24 protein-coding genes are annotated in these 26,597 nt (G+C 39.8%); 17 read left to right on the forward strand and 7 right to left on the reverse strand.

What is annotated here, in order from left to right:
* Positions 1-205 precede the first annotated feature (205 nt).
* A complete protein-coding gene (locus tag PVK71_RS12280; protein WP_274419281.1) occupies positions 206-1,360 on the reverse strand; it encodes a 2-octaprenyl-3-methyl-6-methoxy-1,4-benzoquinol hydroxylase in 1,155 nt (384 codons plus the stop codon).
* A gap of 252 nt (positions 1,361-1,612) precedes the next feature.
* On the opposite strand from PVK71_RS12280, the gene miaB reads away from it, so the two are divergent.
* The 5 genes from miaB (at position 1,613) to lnt (ending at position 7,280) form a co-directional block, all read left to right on the forward strand.
* Positions 1,613-3,037, forward strand: a complete 1,425-nt coding sequence (gene miaB, locus PVK71_RS12285) for a tRNA (N6-isopentenyl adenosine(37)-C2)-methylthiotransferase MiaB (protein WP_130048787.1) — start codon at positions 1,613-1,615, stop codon at positions 3,035-3,037.
* A 144-nt stretch (positions 3,038-3,181) separates the two neighbouring features.
* The gene (locus PVK71_RS12290) at positions 3,182-4,255 is read left to right on the forward strand and encodes a PhoH family protein (protein ID WP_274419274.1); all 1,074 of its coding nucleotides are present in this window, start codon (positions 3,182-3,184) and stop codon (positions 4,253-4,255) included.
* A gap of 16 nt (positions 4,256-4,271) precedes the next feature.
* Complete coding sequence (gene ybeY / locus PVK71_RS12295) at positions 4,272-4,733, forward strand: rRNA maturation RNase YbeY (protein WP_130044782.1); 462 nt, start codon at positions 4,272-4,274, stop codon at positions 4,731-4,733.
* 67 nt (positions 4,734-4,800) lie between these two features.
* Positions 4,801-5,679 (forward strand): CNNM family magnesium/cobalt transport protein CorC, encoded by an 879-nt coding sequence (corC, locus tag PVK71_RS12300; RefSeq protein WP_274419273.1) that lies wholly within the window; start codon positions 4,801-4,803, stop codon positions 5,677-5,679.
* Positions 5,680-5,774: 95 nt separating this feature from the next.
* The gene (gene lnt / locus PVK71_RS12305; protein WP_274419272.1) at positions 5,775-7,280 is read left to right on the forward strand and encodes an apolipoprotein N-acyltransferase; all 1,506 of its coding nucleotides are present in this window, start codon (positions 5,775-5,777) and stop codon (positions 7,278-7,280) included.
* Between the two features lie 67 nt (positions 7,281-7,347).
* Here lnt and PVK71_RS12310 read toward each other — a convergent pair whose 3' ends face one another.
* Positions 7,348-7,830, reverse strand: coding sequence for a zinc ribbon-containing protein (locus PVK71_RS12310; RefSeq protein WP_130044779.1), 483 nt, complete (start codon positions 7,828-7,830; stop codon positions 7,348-7,350).
* A gap of 166 nt (positions 7,831-7,996) precedes the next feature.
* On the opposite strand from PVK71_RS12310, the gene leuS reads away from it, so the two are divergent.
* The 12 genes from leuS (at position 7,997) to lipA (ending at position 20,672) form a co-directional block, all read left to right on the forward strand.
* Positions 7,997-10,573 carry a leucine--tRNA ligase gene (gene leuS / locus PVK71_RS12315; protein ID WP_274419271.1) on the forward strand — a complete coding sequence of 859 codons (2,577 nt, stop codon included), beginning with the start codon at positions 7,997-7,999 and terminating at the stop codon, positions 10,571-10,573.
* A gap of 239 nt (positions 10,574-10,812) precedes the next feature.
* A complete protein-coding gene (locus PVK71_RS12320) occupies positions 10,813-11,373 on the forward strand; it encodes an LPS-assembly lipoprotein LptE (RefSeq protein ID WP_274419280.1) in 561 nt (186 codons plus the stop codon).
* Positions 11,374-11,375: 2 nt separating this feature from the next.
* Positions 11,376-12,410: a DNA polymerase III subunit delta gene (gene holA / locus PVK71_RS12325; RefSeq protein WP_274419270.1), complete on the forward strand. Its 1,035-nt coding sequence runs from the start codon at positions 11,376-11,378 to the stop codon at positions 12,408-12,410.
* Between the two features lie 56 nt (positions 12,411-12,466).
* On the forward strand, positions 12,467-12,784 hold the full coding sequence (rsfS, locus tag PVK71_RS12330; protein WP_165366864.1) for a ribosome silencing factor: 318 nt from the start codon (positions 12,467-12,469) through the stop codon (positions 12,782-12,784).
* Between the two features lie 4 nt (positions 12,785-12,788).
* Complete coding sequence (rlmH, locus tag PVK71_RS12335) at positions 12,789-13,259, forward strand: 23S rRNA (pseudouridine(1915)-N(3))-methyltransferase RlmH (protein WP_060993527.1); 471 nt, start codon at positions 12,789-12,791, stop codon at positions 13,257-13,259.
* Positions 13,260-13,262: 3 nt separating this feature from the next.
* The gene (gene mrdA / locus PVK71_RS12340; protein ID WP_443111719.1) at positions 13,263-15,143 is read left to right on the forward strand and encodes a penicillin-binding protein 2; all 1,881 of its coding nucleotides are present in this window, start codon (positions 13,263-13,265) and stop codon (positions 15,141-15,143) included.
* Positions 15,143-16,264: a rod shape-determining protein RodA gene (gene rodA / locus PVK71_RS12345; protein WP_274419269.1), complete on the forward strand. Its 1,122-nt coding sequence runs from the start codon at positions 15,143-15,145 to the stop codon at positions 16,262-16,264. The genes mrdA and rodA overlap by 1 nt, the downstream gene beginning before the upstream one ends.
* The gene (locus tag PVK71_RS12350; RefSeq protein ID WP_274419268.1) at positions 16,264-17,070 is read left to right on the forward strand and encodes a septal ring lytic transglycosylase RlpA family protein; all 807 of its coding nucleotides are present in this window, start codon (positions 16,264-16,266) and stop codon (positions 17,068-17,070) included. The genes rodA and PVK71_RS12350 overlap by 1 nt, the downstream gene beginning before the upstream one ends.
* 261 nt (positions 17,071-17,331) lie before the next feature.
* Positions 17,332-18,507, forward strand: coding sequence for a serine hydrolase (locus PVK71_RS12355; RefSeq protein ID WP_130044772.1), 1,176 nt, complete (start codon positions 17,332-17,334; stop codon positions 18,505-18,507).
* 122 nt (positions 18,508-18,629) lie between these two features.
* The gene (ybeD, locus tag PVK71_RS12360; protein ID WP_130048771.1) at positions 18,630-18,899 is read left to right on the forward strand and encodes a DUF493 family protein YbeD; all 270 of its coding nucleotides are present in this window, start codon (positions 18,630-18,632) and stop codon (positions 18,897-18,899) included.
* A 128-nt stretch (positions 18,900-19,027) separates the two neighbouring features.
* The gene (gene lipB / locus PVK71_RS12365; RefSeq protein ID WP_207215693.1) at positions 19,028-19,714 is read left to right on the forward strand and encodes a lipoyl(octanoyl) transferase LipB; all 687 of its coding nucleotides are present in this window, start codon (positions 19,028-19,030) and stop codon (positions 19,712-19,714) included.
* The gene (lipA, locus tag PVK71_RS12370) at positions 19,707-20,672 is read left to right on the forward strand and encodes a lipoyl synthase (protein ID WP_274419267.1); all 966 of its coding nucleotides are present in this window, start codon (positions 19,707-19,709) and stop codon (positions 20,670-20,672) included. The genes lipB and lipA overlap by 8 nt, the downstream gene beginning before the upstream one ends.
* A 145-nt stretch (positions 20,673-20,817) precedes the next feature.
* Here the strand turns inward: lipA and PVK71_RS12375 are convergent, their stop codons facing one another.
* The 5 genes from PVK71_RS12375 to PVK71_RS12395 form a co-directional block, all read right to left on the reverse strand.
* Positions 20,818-22,074, reverse strand: a complete 1,257-nt coding sequence (locus tag PVK71_RS12375) for a glutamate-5-semialdehyde dehydrogenase (RefSeq protein WP_274419266.1) — start codon at positions 22,072-22,074, stop codon at positions 20,818-20,820.
* Between the two features lie 14 nt (positions 22,075-22,088).
* The gene (gene proB / locus PVK71_RS12380) at positions 22,089-23,198 is read right to left on the reverse strand and encodes a glutamate 5-kinase (protein WP_274419265.1); all 1,110 of its coding nucleotides are present in this window, start codon (positions 23,196-23,198) and stop codon (positions 22,089-22,091) included.
* Between the two features lie 167 nt (positions 23,199-23,365).
* Positions 23,366-24,610, reverse strand: a complete 1,245-nt coding sequence (frsA, locus tag PVK71_RS12385) for an esterase FrsA (RefSeq protein WP_274419264.1) — start codon at positions 24,608-24,610, stop codon at positions 23,366-23,368.
* A gap of 142 nt (positions 24,611-24,752) precedes the next feature.
* Positions 24,753-25,211 carry a xanthine phosphoribosyltransferase gene (gene gpt, locus PVK71_RS12390; protein ID WP_274419263.1) on the reverse strand — a complete coding sequence of 153 codons (459 nt, stop codon included), beginning with the start codon at positions 25,209-25,211 and terminating at the stop codon, positions 24,753-24,755.
* A gap of 35 nt (positions 25,212-25,246) precedes the next feature.
* Positions 25,247-26,539 (reverse strand): NCS2 family permease, encoded by a 1,293-nt coding sequence (locus PVK71_RS12395; RefSeq protein WP_274419262.1) that lies wholly within the window; start codon positions 26,537-26,539, stop codon positions 25,247-25,249.
* Positions 26,540-26,597 lie beyond the last annotated feature (58 nt).

A 26,597-nucleotide genomic window follows, 5' to 3' on the forward strand; every position in this document is an offset into this window, starting at 1 on the left:
GAATCCAGGTATCCCAACCATTTTTAAGAAAGCTCATCATTAATTTGATGGGCTTTTTTTTCGTCTGTACTATTCCTCTTAAAATCTCTTCTCACATATCCATGTTCTTTTTATATCACGTAATAAAAAAGGGGGATCAAATGATCACCCTATCTTGTACAGATTCGCTTTACTCATCCCTAAGCTCTAGCCCTTGATATTATTTCTATAAACCTAACGCATATTTCAATGCTTGTGTTTTTAACACCCCAGATGAATCGGCTAACTTTAAACCCGCATTTCGTAAAAATTTAACTGGGGGTAAAGAATTACTGAATAAGGTATAAAATAGATCCATACTTGATTGCATCGCTAAATTGTCTATTTTTCGTCTTGATTCGTAAATACGTAACGCTTTATCTGTCTCTGTGCCTTTAGACTCTATTTCTTCCAATAACACCTTTACGTCTTTAAAGCCCAAATTCACACCCTGACCCGCTAAAGGATTAATAGTATGGGCCGCATCACCTAATAAAACACAACGATGTTCAACGTATTTTTGAGCATGTCGACGCGTTAAAGGAAAAGAACCATGTTGTTCTACAGTAAACTCCCCCAACTCTTGTGGAAAATGCGCTTTAATTTCTTTTTCTAACAGAATAGATGTCATAGAAGAGAGTTGTTTAATGCGCTGAGGCGAGTCATACCAAACTAAAGAGCCTTTATTTCCATGTAAAGGCAAGAATGAGCGAGGACCTGAAGGTGTAAACCACTGCCAAGTAATATCCTGTTGTGGTTTTTCTGTTTCAATATTGATCAACATGCAGTGCTGACGATAATCCCAAGCTGTAATGCCGATCTTTGCTTTCTGGCGGACATAAGAATTAGCACCATCTGCACCAATAACCCATTTAGTTTTAATTTTATTGCCATTATCCAGGGTTAGTTCATTGTGCTCACTAAAAAATTCAAGCTCGATGATTTTAGCCGGTGTAACAACCGTTAAATTGTCATAAGAAGAAAACTCTTGCCATAAACCTAATTGAATCAAACGATTTTCAACGATGAACCCCAGCTGTTCCATATTAAGGGTATCAGAATGAAAACGAGTTCGGCATTCAGGATGCTCCCAAGTTTCTAAACGCTTATAAGGGCAAACTCTTGTTTTCTTAATATGCTCCCATGCACCTAACTCATTAAGTAAATCAACGGATGATTGAGAAATAGCAGAAACACGTACATCCATTGATTGGCTATTATCAAAAGAATCCGGAGCTTTATGCTCAATGATAGCAACTTGATACCCTAATTTTGATAAACCAATAGCAGTCGCCGCTCCTACCATTCCACCACCAACAATGGTGTAATCATATTTTTTCATCATCCATAGACCTTATATGAGTCAATTATTTCCTTTATTCTACCGTGATTTTCACTTAATCAAAATCAATCAGATTGTGCGAATTAACCTTTCTAGCTCAATACGGCCTAATACCCATAAAATATTCAAGGGTGTCTACATCTAGTCATTAAGCGCGGAAAGCAGTACAATACGCGCCCTATCCGTTTTGATCGAGCTTGTCTCTCAAAACTGTACCGAATTCTAGTAATAAAATACGAGTGAAAAAGTTACATGACTAAGAAACTGCTAATCAAGACCTGGGGCTGCCAGATGAACGAATACGATTCATCTAAAATGGCCGATCTTTTAGGTGCCGCAAATGGTTATGAATTAACTGAAGATCCAAAAGAAGCGGATGTTCTGTTGTTAAATACCTGCTCAATTCGTGAAAAAGCTCAAGAAAAAGTTTTTCACCAATTAGGCCGTTGGAAACATTTAAAAGATAAAAAACCAGACTTAGTGATTGGTGTTGGTGGCTGTGTAGCAACTCAAGAAGGCGACCATATTCGTCAACGCGCTCCTTATGTTGATGTCATTTTTGGCCCTCAAACGCTTCACCGTTTACCAGAAATGATCAAACAGTCTCAATCAAATGAAAAACCAGTAATGGATATTTCATTCCCTGAGATTGAAAAGTTCGATAACCTTCCTGAGCCAAAAGCGGAAGGTGCATCAGCGTTTGTTTCTATCATGGAAGGCTGTTCAAAATACTGTACTTACTGCGTAGTTCCTTATACTCGCGGTGAAGAAGTTAGCCGTCCATTAGATGACGTATTATTTGAAATTGCACAACTGGCTGAACAAGGCGTACGTGAAGTAAACCTATTAGGTCAAAACGTAAATGCTTACCGTGGCCCAACGTATGACGGTGATATCTGTACGTTTGCTGAATTGCTACGTATGGTTGCTTCTATCGATGGCATCGACCGTATTCGCTTTACAACAAGTCACCCATTAGAGTTTGGTGATGATATTGTCGCGGTATATGAAGATACGCCGGAATTAGTAAGTTTCTTACACTTACCTGTTCAAAGTGGTTCTGATCGCATCCTAACAATGATGAAGCGTCCTCATACTGCTATTGAATACAAATCAATTATTCGTAAATTACGTAAAGCTCGCCCAGATATCTTAATTAGCTCTGATTTTATCGTCGCTTTCCCTGGTGAAACAGATAAAGACTTCCAAGATACAATGAAGCTAATTAAAGACGTTGATTTCGATATGAGCTACAGCTTTGTTTTCTCTGCTCGTCCTGGAACTCCTGCAGCTGATTATCCATGCGATATTCCTGAGCAAACAAAGAAAGATCGTTTAGCTGAACTACAACAACAAATTAACTTCCAATCGTCGCGTTACTCTCGTCTAATGCTAGACACTGTACAACGTGCACTTGTAGAAGGTCCGTCAAAACGTAACCCAATGGAATTACGTGCTCGTACTGAAAACAACCGCGTAGTTAACTTTATCGGTAGCCCTGATTTAATTGGTCAATTTGTTGATATTCACATTACTGAATCATTCACTAACTCTCTACGCGGTAACCTAGTGCGTACAGAAAAAGAAATGGGTTTACGCGTTGCGGTATCTCCAGCAGAGATGATGGAAAAAACACGCCGTGAAGATGATCTTGGTGTAGGTACTTTTACGCCATAATGTGACATCCTCAATAAAATCAAAAACTAAAAAGATGATTAAGGTTTCTTGATCATCTTTTTTCTTATTTAACCTTGAGATAATTTATACTTTACCCAATAAATAATAGATAAGCATTTGTAATTAGCATTCTGAGAGGCAATCTTGAGCATTAAAACAACCAAATTAGAGTTGACCTTAGAGCCAGCAGATAATCACCGTTTATCTAGCCTTTGCGGCCCATTTGATGACAATATCAAACACCTTGAACGCCGCTTGGGTGTCGAAATCAATTATCGAGGCAACGAATTCACCGTCGTTGGTAAACCTCATACTGTTTCAGCCACTATCGACATCCTCAAAGATCTATACGTCGATACTGCCCCTATAAAAAATCAATACCCTGATATTGAACCAGAACAAATTCATTTAGCGGTGAAAGAGTCGGGGATTTTAGAGCAAGCTAAAGAAGAAGTATCAACCATTCCTTACGGAAAAGAGATCTTCATAAAAACCAAGAAAGGCTTAATTAAGCCAAGAACTGAAAATCAAGCACAATATGTAACCAACATAGTCACCCACGATATTACTTTTGGTATTGGCCCTGCTGGTACAGGTAAAACCTATCTCGCTGTTGCCGCCGCCGTTGATGCTTTAGAACGCCAAGAAGTTCGTCGTATCCTGTTAACTCGACCAGCGGTTGAAGCCGGTGAAAAATTAGGATTTTTACCAGGTGATCTTAGCCAAAAGGTTGACCCGTATTTACGCCCTCTTTATGATGCGCTATTTGAAATGCTTGGCTTTGAGCGTGTTGAGAAACTTATTGAACGTAACGTTATTGAAGTAGCTCCACTTGCTTATATGCGTGGTAGAACCCTTAACGATGCCTTTATCATCCTTGATGAAAGTCAAAACACCACCGTAGAACAAATGAAAATGTTCTTAACCCGTATTGGCTTTAATTCACGAGCGGTTATCACAGGGGATGTAACCCAGATAGATTTACCTCGTGGGGCTAAATCTGGTCTTCGTCATGCCGTTGAAGTTCTTTCTGAAGTCGATGAAATCAGCTTTAATTTCTTTATTGCAGATGATGTTGTTCGCCACCCAGTTGTTGCTCGAATTGTAAATGCTTATGAAAAATGGGAAGCAAAAGATCAAAAAGAGCGTAAACTAGAAGAAATAGGCAGAAAGCAAGAGCGTGACGCTCGTATGGCTGACGCAGAAAATAATAAGTAACACAATCAGGTGAACAATGAGTATTGAACTCGATCTACAAATTGCATGTGAAAACGAAAGCGGCTTACCATCAGAAAAAGAACTGATGACGTGGTTAAATGCCGTTATTCCACAGTTTCAACCACAAGCTGAATTAACCATCCGTATTGTAGATGAAAAAGAAAGTCATGAATTAAATCACGAATATCGTGGTAAAGATAAGCCAACTAATGTACTTTCATTTCCGTTTGAAGCGCCTCCTGGTATTGAAATTGACCTACTTGGTGATTTAATTATTTGTCGCCAAGTTGTTGAGAGCGAAGCCATTGAACAAAATAAGCCATTATTAGCACATTGGGCTCATATGGTTGTACATGGTAGTCTGCATCTGCTAGGTTATGACCATATCGAAGATGATGAAGCTGAAGAGATGGAATCACTCGAAACCGAATTAATGCAAGGTATGGGATTTGAAGACCCATACATTGCTGAGAAATAACCACGGGATAATCCGTAGTTACTAATGTGCGCTATCCACATTGATAGCATTTACTTTAAAAGAAGCCATGAACGACGAAAATTCACAGAATACAGAAGGTCCGAGTAGAAAGTCCTTCTTAGGACGCCTTTCACAATTTTTCCAAGGAGAGCCTAAAGATCGCCAAGACCTAGTTGATGCATTTAGAGACTCTGAAGAAAATGAAGTTATCGACCATGACACCCGAGACATGCTTGAGGGTGTAATGGAAATAGCAGAAATGAGAGTAAGAGACATTATGTTACCTCGCTCTCAAATGGTTACGGTCGAGAAAACTCAAGACCTTGAATCACTGATAGCAACCATCATTGAAGCGTCTCACTCACGCTACCCAGTGATCAGTGAAGACAAAGACCATGTTGAAGGTATACTCCTTGCGAAGGACTTACTAAGATACTTAGGCTCTGACTGTGAAGCCTTTGAAATAGAGCAAGTTATTAGACCTGCTGTTGTAGTACCAGAAAGCAAACGTGTTGATAAGCTTTTAAAAGAGTTTAGAGAAGAACGTTACCACATGGCCATTGTAGTTGATGAGTTTGGTGGGGTTTCTGGTCTTGTTACTATCGAAGATATTCTTGAAGAAATCGTTGGTGACATTGAAGATGAATTTGATGACGAAGAAGAAAAAGACATTCGTCAGTTAAGTAAACATACCTTTGCGGTAAAAGCCTTAACTGAAATTGAAGACTTTAATGACGCGTTTTCAACTAACTTCAGCGACGAAGAAATAGATACTGTTGGCGGACTAGTATTAACTGGTTTCGGTCATTTACCAGAAAGTGGTGAAACGATTGAAATTTCAGGTTTTACATTCAAAGTCACTGCTGCTGACAACCGTCGAATTATTCAACTTCAAGTAACGATTCCTGATAAAGAATCGGAATATAAAGAACCTGAAGCAGAATAATGCAATCAGCCACTGACATCCTCAGTGGCTGAACTTTATCTAACTTATACAGACTAACTCTCTTTCGCTACCTACATTTATTTGAGTTATAGCCAATGCCTTTACTTTCTCACTACGCCACCCGTCTTCTTATTGCTCTGCTTTCAGGCGCAAGCGCTACCCTTGCTTTTGCTCCCTACTCTTTATGGCCTTTTGCTTTTATTGCCCCTTTACTTCTTTTATTGCTATTGCATAAACAAACAACAAAAAAAGCAACGTGGTTGGGTTTTGTTTGGGGTTTAGGTTACTTTGGTGCAGGTGTGAGTTGGGTTCATGTCAGTATCGACAACTTTGGTGGCATGCCAGTCGCTGCCAGCCTATTCTTAATGATAGGGTTAATCAGCTACCTTTCGTTATATCCCATGCTATTCTCGTTTCTTTTACAACGAATTTTTAGCAACCATAAGCTAACGAAATACTTATTGGCCGCTCCGGCGCTTTGGCTTGTCACCGATTGGCTACGTGGTTGGGTATTTACAGGATTCCCATGGTTATGGCTAGGTTACAGTCAAATAGATAGCCCACTGTCTGCTTGGGGCCCAATATTTGGTGTAGAAGGCATAACACTAATGATCCTGATTTCTGTGGGGGCAATGGTATACAGCCTTCTGGAAAAAAAATGGACTTTGCTTTTAATCCCAGCAGTCATCATTGCCAGCTCTTTTGCCACCAAACCATTTGATTGGGTTACACCTCAATCAGATAAAGCAACAAAAGTAGCGCTAATCCAAGGAAATGTTAACCAAGCAATTAAGTGGCTGCCTAGCGAACGCTGGCCTACTATTATGAAATATATGGATTTAACCCGTAAAAATTGGGATGCCGATGTTATCGTATGGCCTGAAGCCGCGATACCAGCACTGGAAATTGAAATCCCTAGTTTTCTACGTAATTTAGATAGTGCAGCATCAATGAACAACAGCACGGTAATCACTGGCATTGTCGGCCAAAGCCCTACCGGTAATTTCTACAACAATATTATTTCATTAGGCGTTAATGGAACAAATGGCTACGATTACACGCAGCAACCAAGGTACAGCAAACACCATTTACTTCCATTTGGTGAATTTGTTCCTTTTGAAAACTTATTACGCCCTATCGCACCAATCTTTAACCTGCCAATGTCATCATTCAGTCGTGGTGATTATATTCAACCCAACATGGAAGCCAGCGGCACACAATTAGCCCCTGCATTATGCTACGAAATCGTTTATGGCGAACAGGTCAGAGAAAACATTACACCACAAACTGATTATATTTTAACCCTATCTAATGATGCATGGTTTGGTACTTCTATTGGCCCACTGCAACACATGGAAATGGCTCAAATGCGAGCTTTAGAGATAGGAAAGCCTGTTATTCGCTCAACAAATAACGGCGTAACGGCAATCACAGATCATAAAGGCAATATAACGAAACAAATTCCTCAGTTCACTACCGCTGTATTGCGAGGCGAAGTAATACCAACCATAGGTACAACGCCATATCGTTACTGGGGTTCATGGCCTTTATACCTATTAGTCTTTTTATCTTTACTTCTTGCTTGGCGTAAAAGAATCTAATTGAGTTCTATCGGTCTGTATCTATTAATTGAGATACAGACCTTTCTGCTTTAGCCAATAAGCTCAGCTATGGCTTAAGAGATACTCGGGTAAACTCTTCATTCTCACAATGCGTACAAGGCTGAATAATTTGTGCGTGATTAAATTGCTCACGATGACCACACTTCTCGCAAACCAAAATACCAAGCCCTACGACTTCACCTGCCTGATAAACGCCCTGATGTGCTAAGTCATCAAACATCTCATGCCATTCAACTTGTGTTTTATCGGTTATTTCAAGCAAACCGTGCCAAATAGAATCAGAGATTAATCGATAAAAAGGAGAATCAGGGAATGTTGTTTTGCTCTTTTCGTAATTCTGAGCAAACTCCTTCATGTCTCGTTTTACATAACTTGAAATTAAAGCCAATTCATCTTTGGTCATATCAGAAGCAGCGTCCACCACTTCTTCGGATGATTTAGCCCAGTGTTCAAATTCTTCAGGGCTTCTTTCTAACACATTCATTACGCGCTCTAAGACGGCGTTATAACCTGTTTTTTGCTTAGACATAAGTCACCTCCAAGAATTCGCTAGATTTATATAGCGAAGAGTGAGTTAAAGGTTATCAGGTCGCTTGAGTATAAGCGCTCCATTAGTTATTCTATGCCGATCAAGTATTATCTGATCAAACCGATCTCACATTTTTTGTGATCCACTGACATAACTGGGTAAATCGATGCAAGAACAATATAATCCACAGGATCTTGAACAAAAGATCCAAAAACATTGGGACGACAACAAAACGTTTGTTGTGACTGAAGACGCAAGCAAAGAAAAATTCTATTGCCTCTCAATGTTCCCATACCCAAGTGGTCGTCTACACATGGGTCACGTTCGTAACTACACCATCGGTGATGTGGTTTCTCGCTATCAGCGCCTACAAGGCAAAAACGTAATGCAACCTATCGGTTGGGATGCGTTTGGTCTTCCTGCTGAAAATGCAGCGGTAAAAAATAAAACAGCGCCTGCACCGTGGACTTACGAAAACATCGAATACATGAAAAACCAGCTTAAACTATTAGGCTTTGGTTACGATTGGAACCGTGAATTTGCAACCTGTACGCCTGAGTACTACCGTTGGGAACAAGAGTTCTTCACTAAACTATACAACAAAGGTTTAGTTTACAAAAAAACGTCTTCTGTGAACTGGTGTCCAAATGACCAAACGGTTCTTGCAAACGAACAAGTTGAAGACGGTTGTTGTTGGCGTTGTGATACCCCTGTTGAACAAAAGAAAATTCCACAGTGGTTCATTAAAATCACAGAATACGCACAAGAGCTTCTTGATGACCTAGATAATCTTGATGGTTGGCCTGAAATGGTTAAAACCATGCAACGTAACTGGATTGGTCGTTCTGAAGGTGTAGAGTTATCTTTTGCTGTTAACGGCGAAGAAGCACCTTTAGAAGTATATACCACACGTCCAGATACGCTAATGGGTGTTACTTACGTTGGCATCGCAGCAGGTCATCCTCTTGCTGAAAAAGCGGCGGCAACTAACCCTGAGCTATTCGCTTTCACTGAAGAGTGTCGCAATACTAAAGTTGCCGAAGCTGAATTAGCAACGATGGAAAAGAAAGGTATGGATACTGGCCTACGTGCTATCCACCCTCTTAATGGTCGTGAAGTGCCAATCTATGTAGCAAACTTCGTATTAATGGATTACGGCACAGGTGCAGTAATGGCCGTTCCTGCTCACGATCAACGTGACTTCGAATTCGCAACTAAATACAATTTGGATATTATTCCAGTAATCAAGCCTGAAGATGGTTCTGATGTAGACGTTTCTGAAGCGGCTTACACTGAAAAAGGCGTTCTGTTTGATTCTGGTGAATTCGACGGCCTTGCTTTCCAAGAGGCATTTGATGCAATCGCTGCGAAACTAGAAGCAGAAGGTAAAGGCAAGAAAACAGTAAACTTCCGTCTACGTGACTGGGGTGTTTCTCGCCAACGTTACTGGGGTGCTCCAATCCCAATGGTAACAACTGAAGATGGTGAAGTTCACCCAGTACCAGCAGATCAACTACCAGTTATTCTTCCTGAAGATGTGGTAATGGATGGCGTGACTAGCCCTATCAAAGCTGATAAAGAATGGGCAAAAACGACATTCAACGGCGAACCAGCACTACGTGAAACAGACACCTTTGATACCTTCATGGAATCATCTTGGTACTATGCACGTTACTGTTCACCACAAGCTGACGATATTCTAGACCCAGAAAAAGCAAACTACTGGTTACCAGTAGACCAATACGTTGGTGGTATCGAACACGCATGTATGCACCTTCTTTACTCTCGCTTCTTCCATAAGCTTCTACGTGATGCGGGTTATGTAAATTCTGACGAACCATTCAAGCAGCTTTTATGTCAAGGTATGGTACTTGCAGATGCATTTAGCCACACCAATGAAAAAGGCACAAAAGAGTGGATCGCACCAACAGATGTAACGATTGAGCGTGACACAAAAGGTCGTATCGAGAAAGCAATCGACAACCAAGGCCGTAATGTTGAGCACTCAGGCATGATCAAAATGTCTAAGTCTAAAAACAACGGTATTGACCCTCAAGAGATGGTTGATAAGTTTGGTGCTGATACAGTACGTCTATTCATGATGTTTGCAGCACCTGCTGATATGACTCTAGAATGGCAAGAATCAGGCGTTGAAGGCGCAAGTCGTTTCCTTAAGCGTGTATGGAAATTAGTTCACGAGCACACAACAAAAGGCGCAACTGACGCGTTAGATGTTGCCGCTCTTTCTGGTGACCAAAAAGCACTACGCCGTGATGTTCACAAAACGATTGCAAAAGTAAGTGATGATATTGGCCGCCGTCAAACATTCAACACTGCGATTGCTGCAATCATGGAATTGATGAACAAGCTTAATAAAGCACCTCAAGGATCAGCACAAGATCGTGCCCTTCTTGATGAAGCGCTAAAAGCGGTTGTTGTTATGCTTTACCCTATGACACCACATGCAAGCTTTGCAATGTGGGACGCATTAGGTGAATCGAACATCGATACAGCAGCATGGCCAACATTTGACGAAAAAGCACTTGTTGAAGATGAAAAAACTATCGTTGTTATGATCAACGGTAAGTTACGTGCAAAACTGATCGTTGCTGCAGATGCAACTGAAGAGCAAGTTAAAGAGCTTGGTCTAAAAGATGAAAACGCAATCAAGTTCCTAGATGGTTTAACGATTCGTAAAGTAATCTATGTACCTGGTAAACTGTTAAATATCGTAGCTAACTAATATTAACCAGTTAGTACTATTTAAACGTAAAAAGTAATTTGAACCTTTTATCAGATTACTTTTCTATTTAAAGCATAAGCGGATAGCCGCTTATGCTTATTTAACTGCTTTATTTTGAAACGACAAATTAATTAGAACAGTTAAATAAGCATTCTTACACCACTTGAGGGAGTTACTCGGTGAAACGTCTTTTATCTCTATTTTCTCTTCGAACCACTATTGTTCTGACTCTTTCACTTATGGTTTCAGCCTGTGGATTCCACTTGCGCGGTAATTATTTATTACCAGAAGAACTGCATGAAGTTTCTCTGACCAGTTTTGACCAATACAGTGATTTAACCCGTAATGTGCAAAAACAATTAAGAATGAATGGGATCCGTCAGGTTGCACCAACAACCGTAACGCCTAGCTTAAATTTAATCAGTGAAAGTCTTGGTGAGCGTACTCTATCTCTTTATCAAAATAGCAGAGCAGCAGAAAAAGCGCTGACCTATACCGTTACTTATAGCGTACTTATCCCTGAACATGACATTAAAACGTATACGACATCAGTAAACCGTAACTACCTTGATAACCCATTAACTGCCTTAGCGAAATCGGTAGAACGTGACATGATCGAAGATGAAATGCGAACGCAGGCTGCTGAGCAAATTTTACGTCAAATGGCACGTTTAAAAGCAGACGACACACCAGTAGGCACAAGTGTTGAAACAGCAACGCTTGATGATAATACTGAAAGTAAAGTGACAACCAAAGAAGTCATTGAAACGATGGATACATCGACAGGAAATATTCAATAGTCATGAGAGTATTTCCCGAACAACTTGTTCAAAATCTTGAAAGAGGTTTACGTCAGAGCTACTTATTATTTGGCAATGAACCGCTTTTAAAACAAGAAAGCCTCGATGCCATTCGTCAAGCCGCAATAAAACAAGGGTTTGAAGAGAAGCACCAATTTACGCTAGATAAACAACTTGATTGGGAATTAATCTTTGATTGCACCCAAGCATTAAGCCTATTTTCATCTCGACAAATATTGGAACTCACCATTCCTGATACTGGCTTGACGACTGCACATACCAATAAAATAAAAGAATTGGTACCGGCACTTCACGATGATATTTTGCTAATTTTTCAAGGGCCAAGAGTCAACAAAGCACAAGAAAATACGCAATGGTTTAAAGCATTAACTCAACTTGGATTATTTGTTCCGTGTAATACACCTGATAATCAACAGTTACCACGCTTTATTCAACAACGCTGTAAAACATTGAAATTAAAACCCGATGCTGAAGCAGTACAAATGCTTGCTCAATGGCATGAAGGTAACTTATTAGCCCTTGCTCAAAGCTTAGATAAACTGGCGCTGCTATACCCAGACGGCTTATTAACCTTAATTCGTATTGAGGAAGCGTTAAATAGAAATAACCATTTCACTCCATTCCAATTGGTAGATACATTATTGCCAGGCCAAGCTAAACGTGCGCAACGTATTTTGCGTCAATTAGAAAGTGAAGGCATGGAAGTGGTCATTTTATTAAGAACCTTACAAAAAGAGCTCTTCTTATTACAGAATTTTCAACAAGCGATAACGCAGGGCGAAGCCATGTTTACGGTTTTTGACCGATATAAAGTCTGGCAAAATCGCCGTTCACTGTATCAATCCGCATTACAGCGACTACCCATGCCACAGATACAGCAGCTCATTCGCTCATTGGCGTTAATGGAAGTAGCAACAAAAACTGACTTTGATACCAATTGTTGGCCACAACTTAGCCAATTGACGTTAGATATGTGTAATATTCACATTTCAGTGACACCCAACTTATCTCATTGATTGAGTATCACTGATATACTCTTCCATAAATACTCCATTTCTTCTAGGTGATTACTTTGCAAGATAAAGAACTTCATGATTTTCTATTCAACCATGTTGACGATATGAAAGCCGAAAACATCATTACTCTTGATGTTCGCGATAAATCAAGCATTACTGATTTTATGATTGTCTGTACGGGTACCTCTAAACGCCACGTTAGTTCTATTGCTCTGAACGTATCAGATAAATCAAAAGAAATTGGTTTAATGCCTTATGGTATTGACGGTGAAGCGGAAGGTGAATGGGTGGTTGTTGATATGGGAAATGTCATGATCCACATTCTGCAACAAGAGCACCGTGAGCTATATCAACTAGAAAAGTTGTGGAGCTAGTTTAATGAAGCTTCAATTAATTGCTGTTGGTACAAAAATGCCGAAATGGGTAGAAGAAGGCTATAAAGAATACAGCCGTCGCTTCCCTAAAGACATGCCACTTGAGCTTGTTGAAATTACCGCTGGAAAACGTGGCAAAAATGCAGATATTGCTCGTATTCTTCAAAAAGAAGGCGAAGCCATGCTTGCGGCTGTCCCTAAAGGTAACCGTATTGTAACTCTTGATATTCCTGGTAAGCGTTGGGATACCGAGCAGTTAGCAGAACAACTTGAAGTTTGGAAGTTAGACGCTCGTGACGTATCCATCCTTATTGGTGGTCCAGAGGGGCTTTCTCCTGCCTGTAAAGCAGCAGCAGAGCAAAGTTGGTCTTTATCTCCACTGACGCTACCACACCCTCTTGTTCGAGTTGTAATGGCAGAAAGCTTATACCGAGCATGGAGCATTACAGCCAATCATCCTTACCACAGAGAATAAGAGTTGATTAAGCGCAAACGCACACAAATTCGTGATTACCACGCCGAAACGAGATTATTTGCATCACGTGCCATTGTCTCTTTTGCGGGGATCATTGTACTTATTGGTATCTTATTGACCAATTTATACAATATCCAAATTAATGAATTTCAAGATTATAAAACACGCTCAAATGATAATCGTATTAAAATCGTTCCTATCGCACCAAATCGAGGATTAATTTACGACCGTAATCATTTACCTCTTGCGGAAAACCGCCCTGTTTTTAATTTAGAAATCACCCCTGATAAAGTAAAAAATTTACCTTTATTGCTTACTGAGCTCCAAGGTATTTTACCGATTACTCAGGATAATATTGATGACTTTCAAAAAGAACGTCGTCGTACTCGTCGTTTCAGATCTGTACCAATTTTATCCCAGTTAACTCAGGAGCAAGTGTCCGTTTTTGCGGTTAATCAACACAAATTCTCTGGTGTTGAAGTTAAGGCGTATTTAAAACGCTTCTATCCTTATGGCAAAACCTTTACCCACGTCCTTGGCTATGTTGCTAAAATTAATGATCGAGATCTAGCCCGTTTAGCTCGTGAAGAAAAAGACGCAAATTATCAAGCTACGCGTGATATAGGTAAACTTGGTATTGAACGTTATTACGAAGATATCCTTCATGGAACCGCAGGTTATCAAGAAGTTGAAGTCAACAGCCGTGGTCGTATTGTTCGTACACTAAAATATGTACCACCAATTCCAGGAAAAGATATCGTCTTAAATCTAGACGTAGAGCTACAACAATTTGTTGAAAAACAACTTGATGGCCGACGCGGCTCAGCCATTGTACTAGAGCCGAAAACCAGTGCTGTATTAGCGATGGTCTCAAGCCCTAGTTATGATCCAAACTTATTTGTGCATGGTATTTCTAGTAAAAATTATAATTCATTATTAAATAACCCAGATCGCCCACTAGTAAACCGAAGTACTTTAGGTATTTATCCACCTGCTTCTACAGTAAAGCCATTTATTGCTGTTTCAGCATTACAAGAAAAAATAGTAACTACCGAAACGACTCGTAATGATCCAGGCTATTGGCGTATTCCTAATTCTAAAACCAAACTATTTAGAGACTGGAAACGCTGGGGGCATGGAACGGTTAACTTAAAGCAATCAATTGAAGAATCTGTAGATACTTTTTTCTATCAAATCTCTTTTGATATGGGGATCGATAAACTTTCAACGTGGATGATGAAGTTTGGGTTTGGTGATTACACCGGCATCGATATTCATGAAGAAAGTAAAGCCAACATGCCGACTCGCGATTGGAAAGTGGCACGCTTTAGAACCCCTTGGTATCAAGGCGATACAATTCCGGTAGGCATCGGTCAAGGATATTGGACAGCAACGCCAATGCAAATAGCTAAAGCTACAGCTGTACTTACCAATCACGGTAAAGTACAAGCACCTCATTTGCTAAAAGCAATTATTGATGGCCAGCATGAAATGCCTTTTGAACCTGAGCCGTATCCACCAATCTCTGGGGTAAAAGATAGCTATTGGCAATTAGCCATTGATGGCATGATTCTGGTTAATAATGGTCGAATGGGGACAGCAAGGCGTGCTTTTGCTGGAACGCCTTATGTGAGCGCAGGTAAATCAGGTACATCTCAGGTCTTTGGATTAAAAGAAGACCAAGAGTATAACGCCGACGAAATAGCTGAACACTTAAGAGATCACGCTTTATTTACCGGCTTTGCTCCAGCAAAAGATCCAAAAGTTATTGTATCTCTTGTTCTTGAAAATGGTGGTGGTGGTTCAAGTCAGGGTGGACCAATTGCAAGGAATGTATTTGATTATGTATTACTGCCAAAATCAGAAGAGGTGACTAAAAAGTAATGAGAGTTGATATTGCTTCAGGAAAGAATCGTGATTTTTTCCACCGTTTCCATTTAGATTTACCCCTATTAATGGGGATATTAACCCTTATGGCAGCAGCATTAATGATAATGTATAGCGCCAGTGGTAAAAGTCTATTAATGATGGATAAGCAAGCAATGCGAATGCTCTTGTCACTTGGAGTCATGCTGCTTTTAGCTCAAATATCGCCAAGAGCTTATGAAGCTGCAGCTCCCTATTTATTCACCCTTGGTATTATTTTATTACTTGGCGTGCTTTTTTTTGGTGAAGCCTCTAAAGGGGCACAGCGATGGCTTAATTTCGGCTTTGTTCGTTTTCAGCCCTCAGAACTTATTAAGCTAGCCGTTCCTTTAATGGTGGCTCGCTATATTGGTAATCAACCTCTTCCACCCACAATTAAAACACTGTTTTGCGCATTATTAATGGTGTTTATCCCAACGATCATGATTGCTAAACAACCTGATTTAGGTACATCAATTTTGATTGCCGCATCAGGTATTTTTGTTATTTTCTTGGCGGGAATTAGCTGGAAAATAATTTCAGCAGCCGCTATAGCCGTAGGTGCATTCATTCCTATTCTGTGGTTCTTTTTAATGCGACCTTATCAGAAAGTTCGAGTGCAAACCTTATTCAACCCAGAGTCCGATCCACTCGGTGCAGGGTATCACATTATCCAATCTAAAATTGCAATCGGTTCTGGTGGTTTAGTCGGTAAAGGGTGGCTTCACGGAACTCAGTCTCAATTGGAATTTATTCCTGAACGTCACACCGACTTTATTTTTGCTGTAATCGCTGAAGAATGGGGCTTGATTGGTGTTATCGCCCTTTTATCCATTTATTTATTCATCATTGGTCGCGGACTCTTTTTAGCAAGTAAAGCTCAAACAGCCTTTGGTCGAATGATGGGGGGCAGTGTTGTCTTAAGTTTCTTCGTCTATATTTTTGTTAATATTGGTATGGTAAGTGGTATTTTACCTGTCGTTGGCGTTCCACTTCCTTTAGTAAGTTATGGTGGTACTTCCATGGTTACTTTAATGGCCGGTTTCGGCATATTAATGTCAATCCATACTCATAGAAATGTTCACTCTAAGGTTAATTAATGCGTATTCTGTTACTTACTATCTCTCTTATATTAGTAGGTTGTGCTTCTGAGCCACCAGTAAATCAAGAAGATCCTAATGCCGGTCGTTATCAAATAGACAGTGATATTGCACCTGACTCGCCAATATCAGTTAAGCACATTGAAGATGCTCACCCTCGCTATGAGCCTAAAAGCCTTTCAGGAAATAAAGACTATACGTTACTAGGTAAAGATTATCCGATTGTAAAAAAACCAAAAGGCTTTACTCAAGAGGGCATAAGTTCTTGGTATGGTAAGAAATTCCACGGCCACAAAACCTCTAATGGAGAGGTATATGATATGTACTCAATGAGTGCAGCCCATAAAACACTGCCTATCCCAAGTTATGTCAAAGTGACGAACAAAGATAACGGCAAGACAGCGATTGTCAGAGTAAATGATAGAGGGCCATTTCATGACGGGCGTATTATTGATTTAAGTTTTGCCGCAGCCACAAAACTTGATGTGATTAAAACAGGAACAGCAAATGTAAAAATTGAATATGTTTCTGTTGAAAAACCAACCAACCCTCAAGATTGGCATGCCATCGATCCAAACCAATATCATATTCAAATGGTTGCTGTAAAAAATGAAGACAGCGCAAAAAAAGCAGCTTTACAATTACAAAAGCAATTTGATGCTCCCACCAACATAGTAAAATCGGATTCCGTATTTCGGGTTCGTTTAGGACCATTTCTTGATCGTGATCTTGCCGATAGTACCCTGTTAAAAGCAAAAAACAGTCGCTATTCATCTGCTTTTATTCTTCAAGAAGCAAAAAAATAATGAGCTTAAATGTCAGTGTTACGTAAATATTGTAACCAGATATCTACCCTCATTTACAATGCAAATATTAGTTGAACTAATCAAATGCACCATTGTCTTTATATAACAATAAGATAGCTTTTAATATAGTTTCATATCCCATGCATTTTATTAGCTATCTTTTCATATAAAATCAGTTATTTAATTACACATCTGGTCATGATATTCAAATCTGCTATTATGTATGCAGTTTCACTACCTCACAGTGCAAAAGTTATTATTATGAAAAAATCAGCGAAACAGTTAAAACGAATTATTTTATCCAGCTTTATTCTTGGCTCTAGTGTTGCAGTTGCTGCACCAGCCGTCATCCCAAACGCTCCGCAAATTGCTGCGAAGGGTTATGTACTGATGGATTATCACTCAGGCAAAGTTCTTGCTGAAAAGAACATGAATGAGCGAATGAACCCAGCAAGTTTAACTAAAATGATGACAAGTTATGTTATCGGCCAAGAAATCGAAAGTGGCAATATTTCGATGGATGACGATGTGGTTATCAGTAAAAATGCGTGGGCTAAAAACTTCCCTGGTTCTTCAAAAATGTTTATTGAAGTTGGCAGCACAGTTAAAGTTCGAGACCTAAACATGGGTATCATCGTTCAATCAGGTAATGATGCTTGTGTGGCTATGGCTGAACATGTAGCTGGTTCTGAAGATGCTTTTGTGGATCTAATGAACGCTTGGGGACGTACATTAAAACTTGAAAATACCCATTTTGGTAATGTGCACGGTCTAGATAGCGATGATCTATACTCTACGCCTTATGATATGGCATTAATCGGACAAGCATTAATCCGTGATGTACCAGAAGAATATCGTGTATATTCTGAAAAATCATTCACTTACAATGGAATTACCCAATACAACCGTAATGGTCTGTTATGGGATAAGAGCATGAATGTTGATGGTATTAAAACTGGCCACACTGACGGTGCCGGTTATAATCTGGTAAGCTCTGCTACCGAAGGGAAAATGCGTTTAGTTGCTGTAGTTATGGGCACTAAATCAAGCAATGCACGTAAAGCAGAAAGTAAAAAACTGCTTAATTACGGCTTCCGATTCTTCGAAACAGTGTCACCACACAAAGCAAACGAAACATTCGTAACTGAAAAAGTATGGATGGGTAGTACTGACGAAGTCGCTCTAGGTGTTGCTGAAGATACTTATGTAACGCTTCCTCGTGGTCAAGCGAAGAAAATGACAGCAAGCTTTGTATTAGAAAAAACGCTTGAAGCACCTATCTACAAAGGTGATGTTGTTGGTAAGCTTTTCTACCAAGTAGATGGTGAAGACATTGCTGAATACCCACTGTTGGCATTAAATGATGTTGAAGAAGGTGGTATCTTTAGTCGTCTTATCGATTACATCGTATTAATGTTCAAAGGTTGGTTAAGCTGATAACTGAGTAATCAATAAATAAAAGGTGGCTTTGGCCACCTTTTTTTATTTCTCTTGTTATCTGACTTAGGTCACAGTAAAATTCCTTCTTACTATTTATCCACTCTCGATTGGAGACGGTTATGCAAGAGCAATCAAAGCTAAAAGATCTTCTAGAATTCCCATGTAAATTTACTTATAAAGCCGTTGGCCTTGCTCATGAACAACTGCCTGAACTTGTTCTTGAGGTAATTCAACGTCATGCACCTGGCGATTATACTCCAGCAGTAAAACCAAGTGGCAAAGGTAACTACCACTCTGTATCAGTAAGCATTACTGCTACATCTATTGAGCAAGTAGAAACGCTATACAAAGAGTTAGCTGAGATTGAAATCGTTCGTATGGTTTTATAATCAGATACAGGGCATTTTTTAGAGATAAATAGTGCCCGCCTTCTGCTATTTTTGATATACCCCTACATTTCTTATCTATTCCTTCCTTTCTATCCTTGCTATCATTAACGCAAATTTTCAAATCAAGTGTGATCCTATTGAACAAGCGTCTCGTTGTTAAAAACCTTGGCCGACAAGATTATGAACCGGTATGGAAAGCAATGCATACTTTTACTGATGAGCGTGATGAAAATACATGCGACGAAGTGTGGTTGGTAGAACATAACCCTGTATTTACTCAAGGACAAGCTGGTAAAGAAGAGCACGTACTTGCTGCTGGAGACATTCCAATAGTAAAAAGTGATCGTGGTGGACAAGTCACCTATCATGGGCCAGGTCAACTAGTTGCTTATGTTCTGATCAACTTACGCCGTAAAAATACAGGCGTTCGTGAATTAGTAACGCATATTGAAAATACGGTAATAAATACGCTACAACAATTTGGTGTAGTGTCTGCAGCACGACCTGATGCTCCGGGCGTGTATGTTGATAATAAAAAGATATGCTCACTTGGATTACGCATTCGAAAAGGGTGTTCATTCCATGGATTAGCACTAAATGTAAATATGGACCTGTCTCCTTTCCTTCGTATTAACCCTTGTGGTTATGCTGGAATGGAAATGGCACAACTGCACGACTTATTAAAAGAAGATGATAAAGTAGAGAATAAAGCAGAACACGTTGAAGATGTTCATCCTCTACTGATTAAAGAATTAACAACATTACTTGATTACACAGATATCGAGTACTTAACGGAAAGCAGCGATCATGAGTAAGCCAATTCAAATGGAAAAAGGCGTGAAATACCGCGATGCCGATAAAATGGCTCTAATTCCAGTTAAAAATATGCCAACAGAAAAAACAGAAGTATTACGTAAACCAGATTGGATGAAGATCAAACTGCCATCAAGCAGTAAACGTATTGATGAGATTAAATCTGCAATGCGTAAAAACAATCTTCATTCTGTTTGTGAAGAAGCGTCTTGCCCTAACTTAGCAGAATGTTTTAACCACGGTACTGCGACCTTTATGATCTTAGGTGCTATTTGTACTCGCCGTTGTCCTTTCTGTGATGTTGCCCATGGTCGTCCTGTGGCTCCTGAAACTGAAGAACCAAAAAAATTAGCAAAAACAATACAAGATATGAAGTTGAAGTATGTGGTTATTACTTCAGTTGACCGTGACGACTTACGTGATGGCGGCGCACAACACTTTGCGGATTGTAACCGTGAAATCCGTGAACTAAATCCTGAAATCCGAATTGAAACTTTAGTACCTGATTTCCGTGGTCGTATGGATCGTGCATTAGAAGCAATGATCGATAACCCACCAGATGTTTTCAACCATAACTTAGAAACGGCTCCTCGTCTTTACCGTAAAGTACGCCCAGGCGCGAACTACCAATGGTCTCTTGATCTATTGAAGAAATTCAAAGAACAACATCCTGAAGTTCCGACAAAATCTGGTGTGATGATGGGATTAGGTGAAACGAAAGAAGAAATCGTTGAAGTCCTAAAAGATTTACGAGCTCATGGTGTGACAATGCTGACATTAGGTCAATACTTAGCACCAAGTCGCCACCACTTACCTGTTGAGCGCTACGTTCCACCAGCTGAGTTTGATGAGTTAAAAGAGATCGCGCTAGAGCTTGGATTTACTCACGCTGCTTGTGGGCCTTTTGTTCGCTCTTCTTACCATGCTGATCTTCAAGCTAAAGGCGAAGAAGTTAAGTAATTCAGGATTCAGGATTCAGGATTCAGGATTCAGGATTCAGGATTCAGGATTCAGGATTCAGGATTCAGGATTCAGGAAATGAAAAAAGGTTGACGTTTTGGCGTCAACCTTTTTATTTATTTGCTAGATGCTAATTGAAGAGTAATTAACTACGAATTAGGTAATCTGCTTTACCAACCCATTTATAGCTTGTTAGCTCTTCTAAGCCCATAGGACCACGTGCATGAAGCTTCTGAGTTGATACCGCAACTTCTGCACCTAAACCAAACTGAGCGCCATCAGTAAAGCGTGTTGATGCATTTACGTATACCGCAGCAGATCCAGCCGTATTAATAAACTTCTCAGCGGATTCAATGTTGTTAGTTAAGATGGTGTCTGAATGGCTCGCATTATGCTTTTGCATATGTGCTGCAGCCTCATTCACATCAGCCACCACTTTAACGCCCAATGTATAGCTGAGCCATTCTGTATCAAAATCACCTTCTTGTGCTTCACGTAATGATACGCCTTCAAAATCTTTTAATAATGCGTACGCTTTAGGCTCTGCAACTAACTCAACACGGCCTGCCATGTTATCGGCAAGTAGTGCTAAAAACTGTGGTGCTACCGCCTCATGAACCAATAGCGTATCTAACGCATTACACGCAGATGGACGTTGAGCTTTTGAATTATCAACAACTACTAAGGCTCTTTCTAAATCCGCGCTTTCATCAACAAACGCATGGCTAATACCAAATCCACCGATGATCACAGGAATAGAGCTGTTTTCTTTACACATTTTGTGTAAACCAGCGCCACCACGTGGAATAATCATATCAACATAATCATCCATCGTTAGAAGCTGTGATACTAACTCACGATCTGGTTTTTCAATGTATTGAACAGATGCTGCTGGTAACCCTGCTTTTTCTAAAGCAACTTGGATAACCTTAACTAACTCCATATTGGAGAAGAAAGTCTCTTTACCACCACGTAAAATACTGGCATTACCTGTTTTTAAACACAAAGAAGCGATATCAATCGTTACATTTGGGCGTGCTTCATAGATAACACCGATAACCCCAATTGGCACACGACGACGAGATAATGACATCCCATTTTCAAGGACTTTACTGTCAATTTCACTGCCAACAGGATCGTTTAAACTAATAACATTACGTACATCATTAGCAATACCAACTAAACGCTCTTCAGTGAGTAATAGACGATCTTGCATTGCATCTGAAATACCCGCTTCAACAGCAGCTTTAATATCTTTTGCGTTAGCAGCTAATATAGCGTCTTTATTTGCTTCTAGCTCATCGGCAATAATAGCAAGCGCCTTGTTCTTTTGTGCTGTTGGAGCAACAGCTAAGTCAAATGCAGCGGCTTTTGCTGCTTGACCCATAGTTGTTAAATTCACAATATATCCTTTTACTAAATCAGTACTAAATCATCACGATGGATAGCTACAGGGCCATATTCGTAGCCTAATACTGCGTAAATATCCTGACTGTGTTTTCCTAAAATCTTAGACAAATCATCACTCGAATAACGTGAAATACCACGAGCAATTAATTCGCCTTTTGTATTAACAATTTTGGCTACGCCACCACGAATAAAGTGACCAGAAACCTCAGTAATACCTTTACTTAATAAGCTACTGCCTTTTTGTTGAACCGCATTTACTGCGCCATCATCAATAACAATACTGCCTTTTGATGGAGGTCCAGCCAAGATCCAACGTTTACGGCTTTCTAAAGCACACTCAACAGGTAAGAACTTCGTACCTTGAGGCTTAGAGTTCACAACATCAGTAATTACATTTTCAGCACTACCTGCTGCGATAATTACTTCAATACCTGCTCGACGTGCCACATCAGCGGCTTGTAGCTTAGTTGCCATACCACCAGTACCTAACGTGGTACCACTGCCACCAGCAATCTTGCGCAGTGTTTCATCGATAGTATGAACTTCTTTAATCAGTTCTGCTTTTGGATCTTTACGTGGATCAGCCGTAAACAAACCTGATTGGTCTGTTAATAACAGTAATTTATCTGCTCCAGCTAAAATACCCACTAACGCAGAAAGATTATCGTTATCACCCACTTTAATTTCATTGGTTGCTACTGCGTCGTTTTCGTTAACAATAGGCACAATGTTATTTTTAAGTAGAGCAGTTAGCATATCTCGTGCATTTAAATAACGCTCACGGTCATCTAAATCTGCACGGGTAAGTAGCATTTGACCTACATCAACACCATAAATACCAAATAAACTCTGCCATGCTTGAATTAAGCAACTTTGACCAACAGCAGCCAGTAACTGCTTATTGGCCATGGTTTTGGGTAGCTCGGGATAGTTAAGATGCTCACGACCAGCGGCAATAGCCCCAGACGTAACAACAATAACCTGATGGCCAGCTTTTTTTAGCTGAACACATTGGCGAACTAACTCAACCATGTGTGCTCTGTCTAATTTTAATGTGCCACCTGTGAGTACACTTGTACCAAGTTTAACGACTATGGTTTGAGATTGTGTATTCAATTCCCTACTACCTATTTTACTTAATAAATGATGTGATTATTACGACGATAATCATCGTAATATAATTGGAATAACTGTAACTACTTTTAGCAAGCAAATCAGAACAGTACAAGCCTAAAATAGCATTTAATAACATTTCACTTTAATAAGATGGATAAAAAGTCAGATTATTGCTTCATCTCTTCTTTTATCCACTCAATCATCTGATTTAGTGCCTCTTCGTAGCCACTATGCAAGGTCTTACTTTTTAATTCAATCCCTTTGCCATATTGGCTAAATAAAGATGCCAACTTATTATCCGACTTTGGTGAAACAGGATCACCTTGTAATCCAATCGAAAGGATCGATACTGGTGTTTTTCTTCCTCCAGATAAAAAACCTTGATTCTTTAATGACCAAGCCTGCATTTGACTTGTGAGGCTATTGATATCAACAACTTGCTTTACTAGTCGAGAAGCCAATACATCCAAATACATCTTAGGCATTTTTTTCAAGGAAGCGGAATCTGATAATATATTATGAATTGGAGCGCCTAAGGCTACACAAGCCTTTAACCTGCTTGGTTCCAAAAAGGAGAGACGTAATGCAACATTACCTCCAAATCGAAAACCCATAACCGCAGCATGAAAACGGTCTACCCATGGGATATTTGGCAAATGGTTAAGCACAGCCTGGTGTAAACAACTAGAATCTTCAGTCAAAGGCCAATGAGAACTATGACCAAGCGATGGCATGTCTAGCGTTAACATTGCGATATTGTTTGGCGCTAGAAAATCACGATACAAACGCCACATGTCAGTTTGTAATGAATCCATCCCTCCACTGACAATCACTACAGGCAAGGGCTTTTCTGTGCTTGGCAGGTGCAAATAACAGGTGATTTTTCGTCCCTGATAAGGAACAAATATTTTCTCTACTCGATGAGACGATTCTTTTGCTGCCATCTCATACGCTTGATTGGCAAGAACCTGAGCTTGAGTTGCAAGATTATCCCCTTTTATATGCGGATATCCGGCAATACTAAAATAAAGACTGGCTTTAAAGAGCTCCTCCGCGGCTTCATTTCCTTTCAGATCAGCAGCTCTTTTTTGGTGATCCATTCCTGCGTGAATCCACTCATAAGCCCAATTACCAGAGTGATAGCCACTGACGGTATCTAACCATTCATCACGAGTTCTATGTTTGTTACTGTTCGCAATTCGAGCAAGCAGTAATTCTAACTCTATCGGCTCTACACCTTGCCAAATCCATTGAGGTCGACGCAACTCTCGATACCAACGACGATCATGAATATTAGAAGATATTTGCTCTGCACTGCTTGGAAGATAAGGAACAAGGCCTGAGGTTTCTAAGGCTTGTTTATTATTTTTAAATAATTTAACGGAGAGGTTTTCACTTTCAGGCTGAGTCATATATCAACTACCACTAATACAAAGGTTCATAGCCATTACTATATACTGAAAGAGAAATAAGAAATACGTAGAGTGTAATAAAATCAAATTCAAGGCAAAAAAAATGGTCCTATTTAAGGACCATTAATCAATTAACTTGCGATTATTTTTTCGCAATAGGATCAACGTATGTTACCGCCATATCCCATGGTTGTTCAATCCACGTATCTTGTGGGATATCTACAATGTAAGTATCCACTAAGTGCATTCCTGCAGGCTTAGCACATACAGTTACTAGTTTACCTTTAGGATACATTTCACGTAATTTAACCGCTGTATCACCGCTATCAACAAGATCATCAATGATGATAAAGCCTTCACCGTCACCTTCCATTGCTTTAACCACTGTCATGTCACGCTGATGATCATGGTCATAGCTTGAGATACATACCGTATCAACATAACGTATATTTAACTCACGAGCTAAGATAGCAGCAGGAACTAAACCACCACGGCTCACCGCCAAAATACCTTTCCATTGTTCCGCAGGAAGTAACTGCTCAGCAAGCTGGCGAGTATACATCTGCATGTTGTCCCAAGTGATTACAAATTTGTTAGCCATAATAGACAAAACCTCTAAAAAGCATAGACAACAGACTATGCCGTAAAAATAAATTTCAGCGTGAATAGTGCAGCAAGAACCCAAACACTGATGTGAACATCACGGCCTTTACCACTTAGCAATTTAATTGCCGCATAAGAGATAAAGCCTAAAGAAATGCCATCAGCAATAGAGAAGGTTAAAGGCATTAGTAAGCATACCACAACAACAGGGGCTGCTTCAGTAAGATCTCGCCAATCAATGCTAACAAGACCTGACATCATTAAAATTGCTACATAAAACAATGCACCAGCGGTTGCATAAGCTGGAACCATGCCTGCTAAAGGTGAGAAAAACAGTGCAAGAAGAAATAATACACCAACAACAACAGCAGTTAAGCCTGTTCGCCCCCCAGCAGCAACACCAGAAACACTTTCAATATAAGATGTTGTATTTGATGTGCCTAATAAAGCACCAACAGAAGTCGCTGTTGAGTCAGCTAATAATGCTTTATTTAAACGAGGGATATTTCCATCTTTATCCATGATGCCCGCTTTCTGAGACACACCAACTAAAGTCCCTGCTGTATCAAATAAATCAACAAACAAGAAAGCAAAAACAACAGTCAACATGCTCAGTTCGAACGCACTAGAAAAATCTAATTGTAAAAATGTTGGTGCGATACTTGGTGGCATTGACATGATGCCTGCGTATTGAACATCACCGAAAAGTAATGAGATAGCAGTAACAGCTAAAATAGCGATCATTACAGCAGCTTTATAACCACGATGAACCAATGCAATCGTTAAAAAGAAAGCCAATGCCCCCATTGCAGCAGGAAAACCGTTAATAGCTCCCATTGAAACTAAAGTTGCTGGATTATCAACAACGATACCTGAATTTTTTAATGCAATAAAAGCCAGGAATAAACCAATACCCGCAGAGATGCCCGTTCGTAAAGAAAGAGGGATTGAATTAATAATCAATTCTCTAATTTTAAACAAGCTTAATAATATAAATAGAACACCAGACATAAATACAGCCGCTAATGCAACCTGCCATGTATGCCCCATACCTAAAACAACGGTATAAGTAAAGAAAGCGTTTAGTCCCATTCCAGGAGCTTGCGCAATTGGGAAATTAGCAACAAATCCCATAATAAAACAACCGATTGCAGCAGCAATACAAGTTGCAACAAATACTGCACCTTTATCCATACCGGCATCAGCTAAAATAGCTGGATTAACAAAAATAACATAAGCCATAGTTAGGAAGGTGGTTAACCCTGCAATAATCTCAGTACGAACATTCGTACCGTTTTCTTTCAGTTTAAATAGTTTCTCAAGCATTTGAGTAATCCCTAAAGTTTTTATTGCAATCTAAACGTTTGCGTAATCGATTGGCTGA

This window comes from Aliivibrio sp. S4MY1 (assembly GCF_028765545.1).
Lineage (GTDB): Bacteria > Pseudomonadota > Gammaproteobacteria > Enterobacterales > Vibrionaceae > Aliivibrio.

Coding starts and splice junctions, on each gene's coding strand:
- lnt (WP_274419272.1), top strand. CDS start 5,775: ATGCCTTTACTTTCTCACTACGCCACCCGTCTTCTTATTGCTCTGCTT.
- miaB (WP_130048787.1), top strand. CDS start 1,613: ATGACTAAGAAACTGCTAATCAAGACCTGGGGCTGCCAGATGAACGAA.
- PVK71_RS12320 (WP_274419280.1), top strand. CDS start 10,813: ATGGTTTCAGCCTGTGGATTCCACTTGCGCGGTAATTATTTATTACCA.
- holA (WP_274419270.1), top strand. CDS start 11,376: ATGAGAGTATTTCCCGAACAACTTGTTCAAAATCTTGAAAGAGGTTTA.
- rodA (WP_274419269.1), top strand. CDS start 15,143: ATGAGAGTTGATATTGCTTCAGGAAAGAATCGTGATTTTTTCCACCGT.
- frsA (WP_274419264.1), bottom strand. CDS start 24,610: ATGACTCAGCCTGAAAGTGAAAACCTCTCCGTTAAATTATTTAAAAAT.
- PVK71_RS12310 (WP_130044779.1), bottom strand. CDS start 7,830: ATGTCTAAGCAAAAAACAGGTTATAACGCCGTCTTAGAGCGCGTAATG.
- lipA (WP_274419267.1), top strand. CDS start 19,707: ATGAGTAAGCCAATTCAAATGGAAAAAGGCGTGAAATACCGCGATGCC.
- gpt (WP_274419263.1), bottom strand. CDS start 25,211: ATGGCTAACAAATTTGTAATCACTTGGGACAACATGCAGATGTATACT.
- corC (WP_274419273.1), top strand. CDS start 4,801: ATGAACGACGAAAATTCACAGAATACAGAAGGTCCGAGTAGAAAGTCC.
- PVK71_RS12280 (WP_274419281.1), bottom strand. CDS start 1,360: ATGAAAAAATATGATTACACCATTGTTGGTGGTGGAATGGTAGGAGCG.
- PVK71_RS12395 (WP_274419262.1), bottom strand. CDS start 26,539: ATGCTTGAGAAACTATTTAAACTGAAAGAAAACGGTACGAATGTTCGT.
- ybeD (WP_130048771.1), top strand. CDS start 18,630: ATGCAAGAGCAATCAAAGCTAAAAGATCTTCTAGAATTCCCATGTAAA.
- PVK71_RS12350 (WP_274419268.1), top strand. CDS start 16,264: ATGCGTATTCTGTTACTTACTATCTCTCTTATATTAGTAGGTTGTGCT.
- leuS (WP_274419271.1), top strand. CDS start 7,997: ATGCAAGAACAATATAATCCACAGGATCTTGAACAAAAGATCCAAAAA.
- rlmH (WP_060993527.1), top strand. CDS start 12,789: ATGAAGCTTCAATTAATTGCTGTTGGTACAAAAATGCCGAAATGGGTA.
- PVK71_RS12355 (WP_130044772.1), top strand. CDS start 17,332: ATGAAAAAATCAGCGAAACAGTTAAAACGAATTATTTTATCCAGCTTT.
- ybeY (WP_130044782.1), top strand. CDS start 4,272: ATGAGTATTGAACTCGATCTACAAATTGCATGTGAAAACGAAAGCGGC.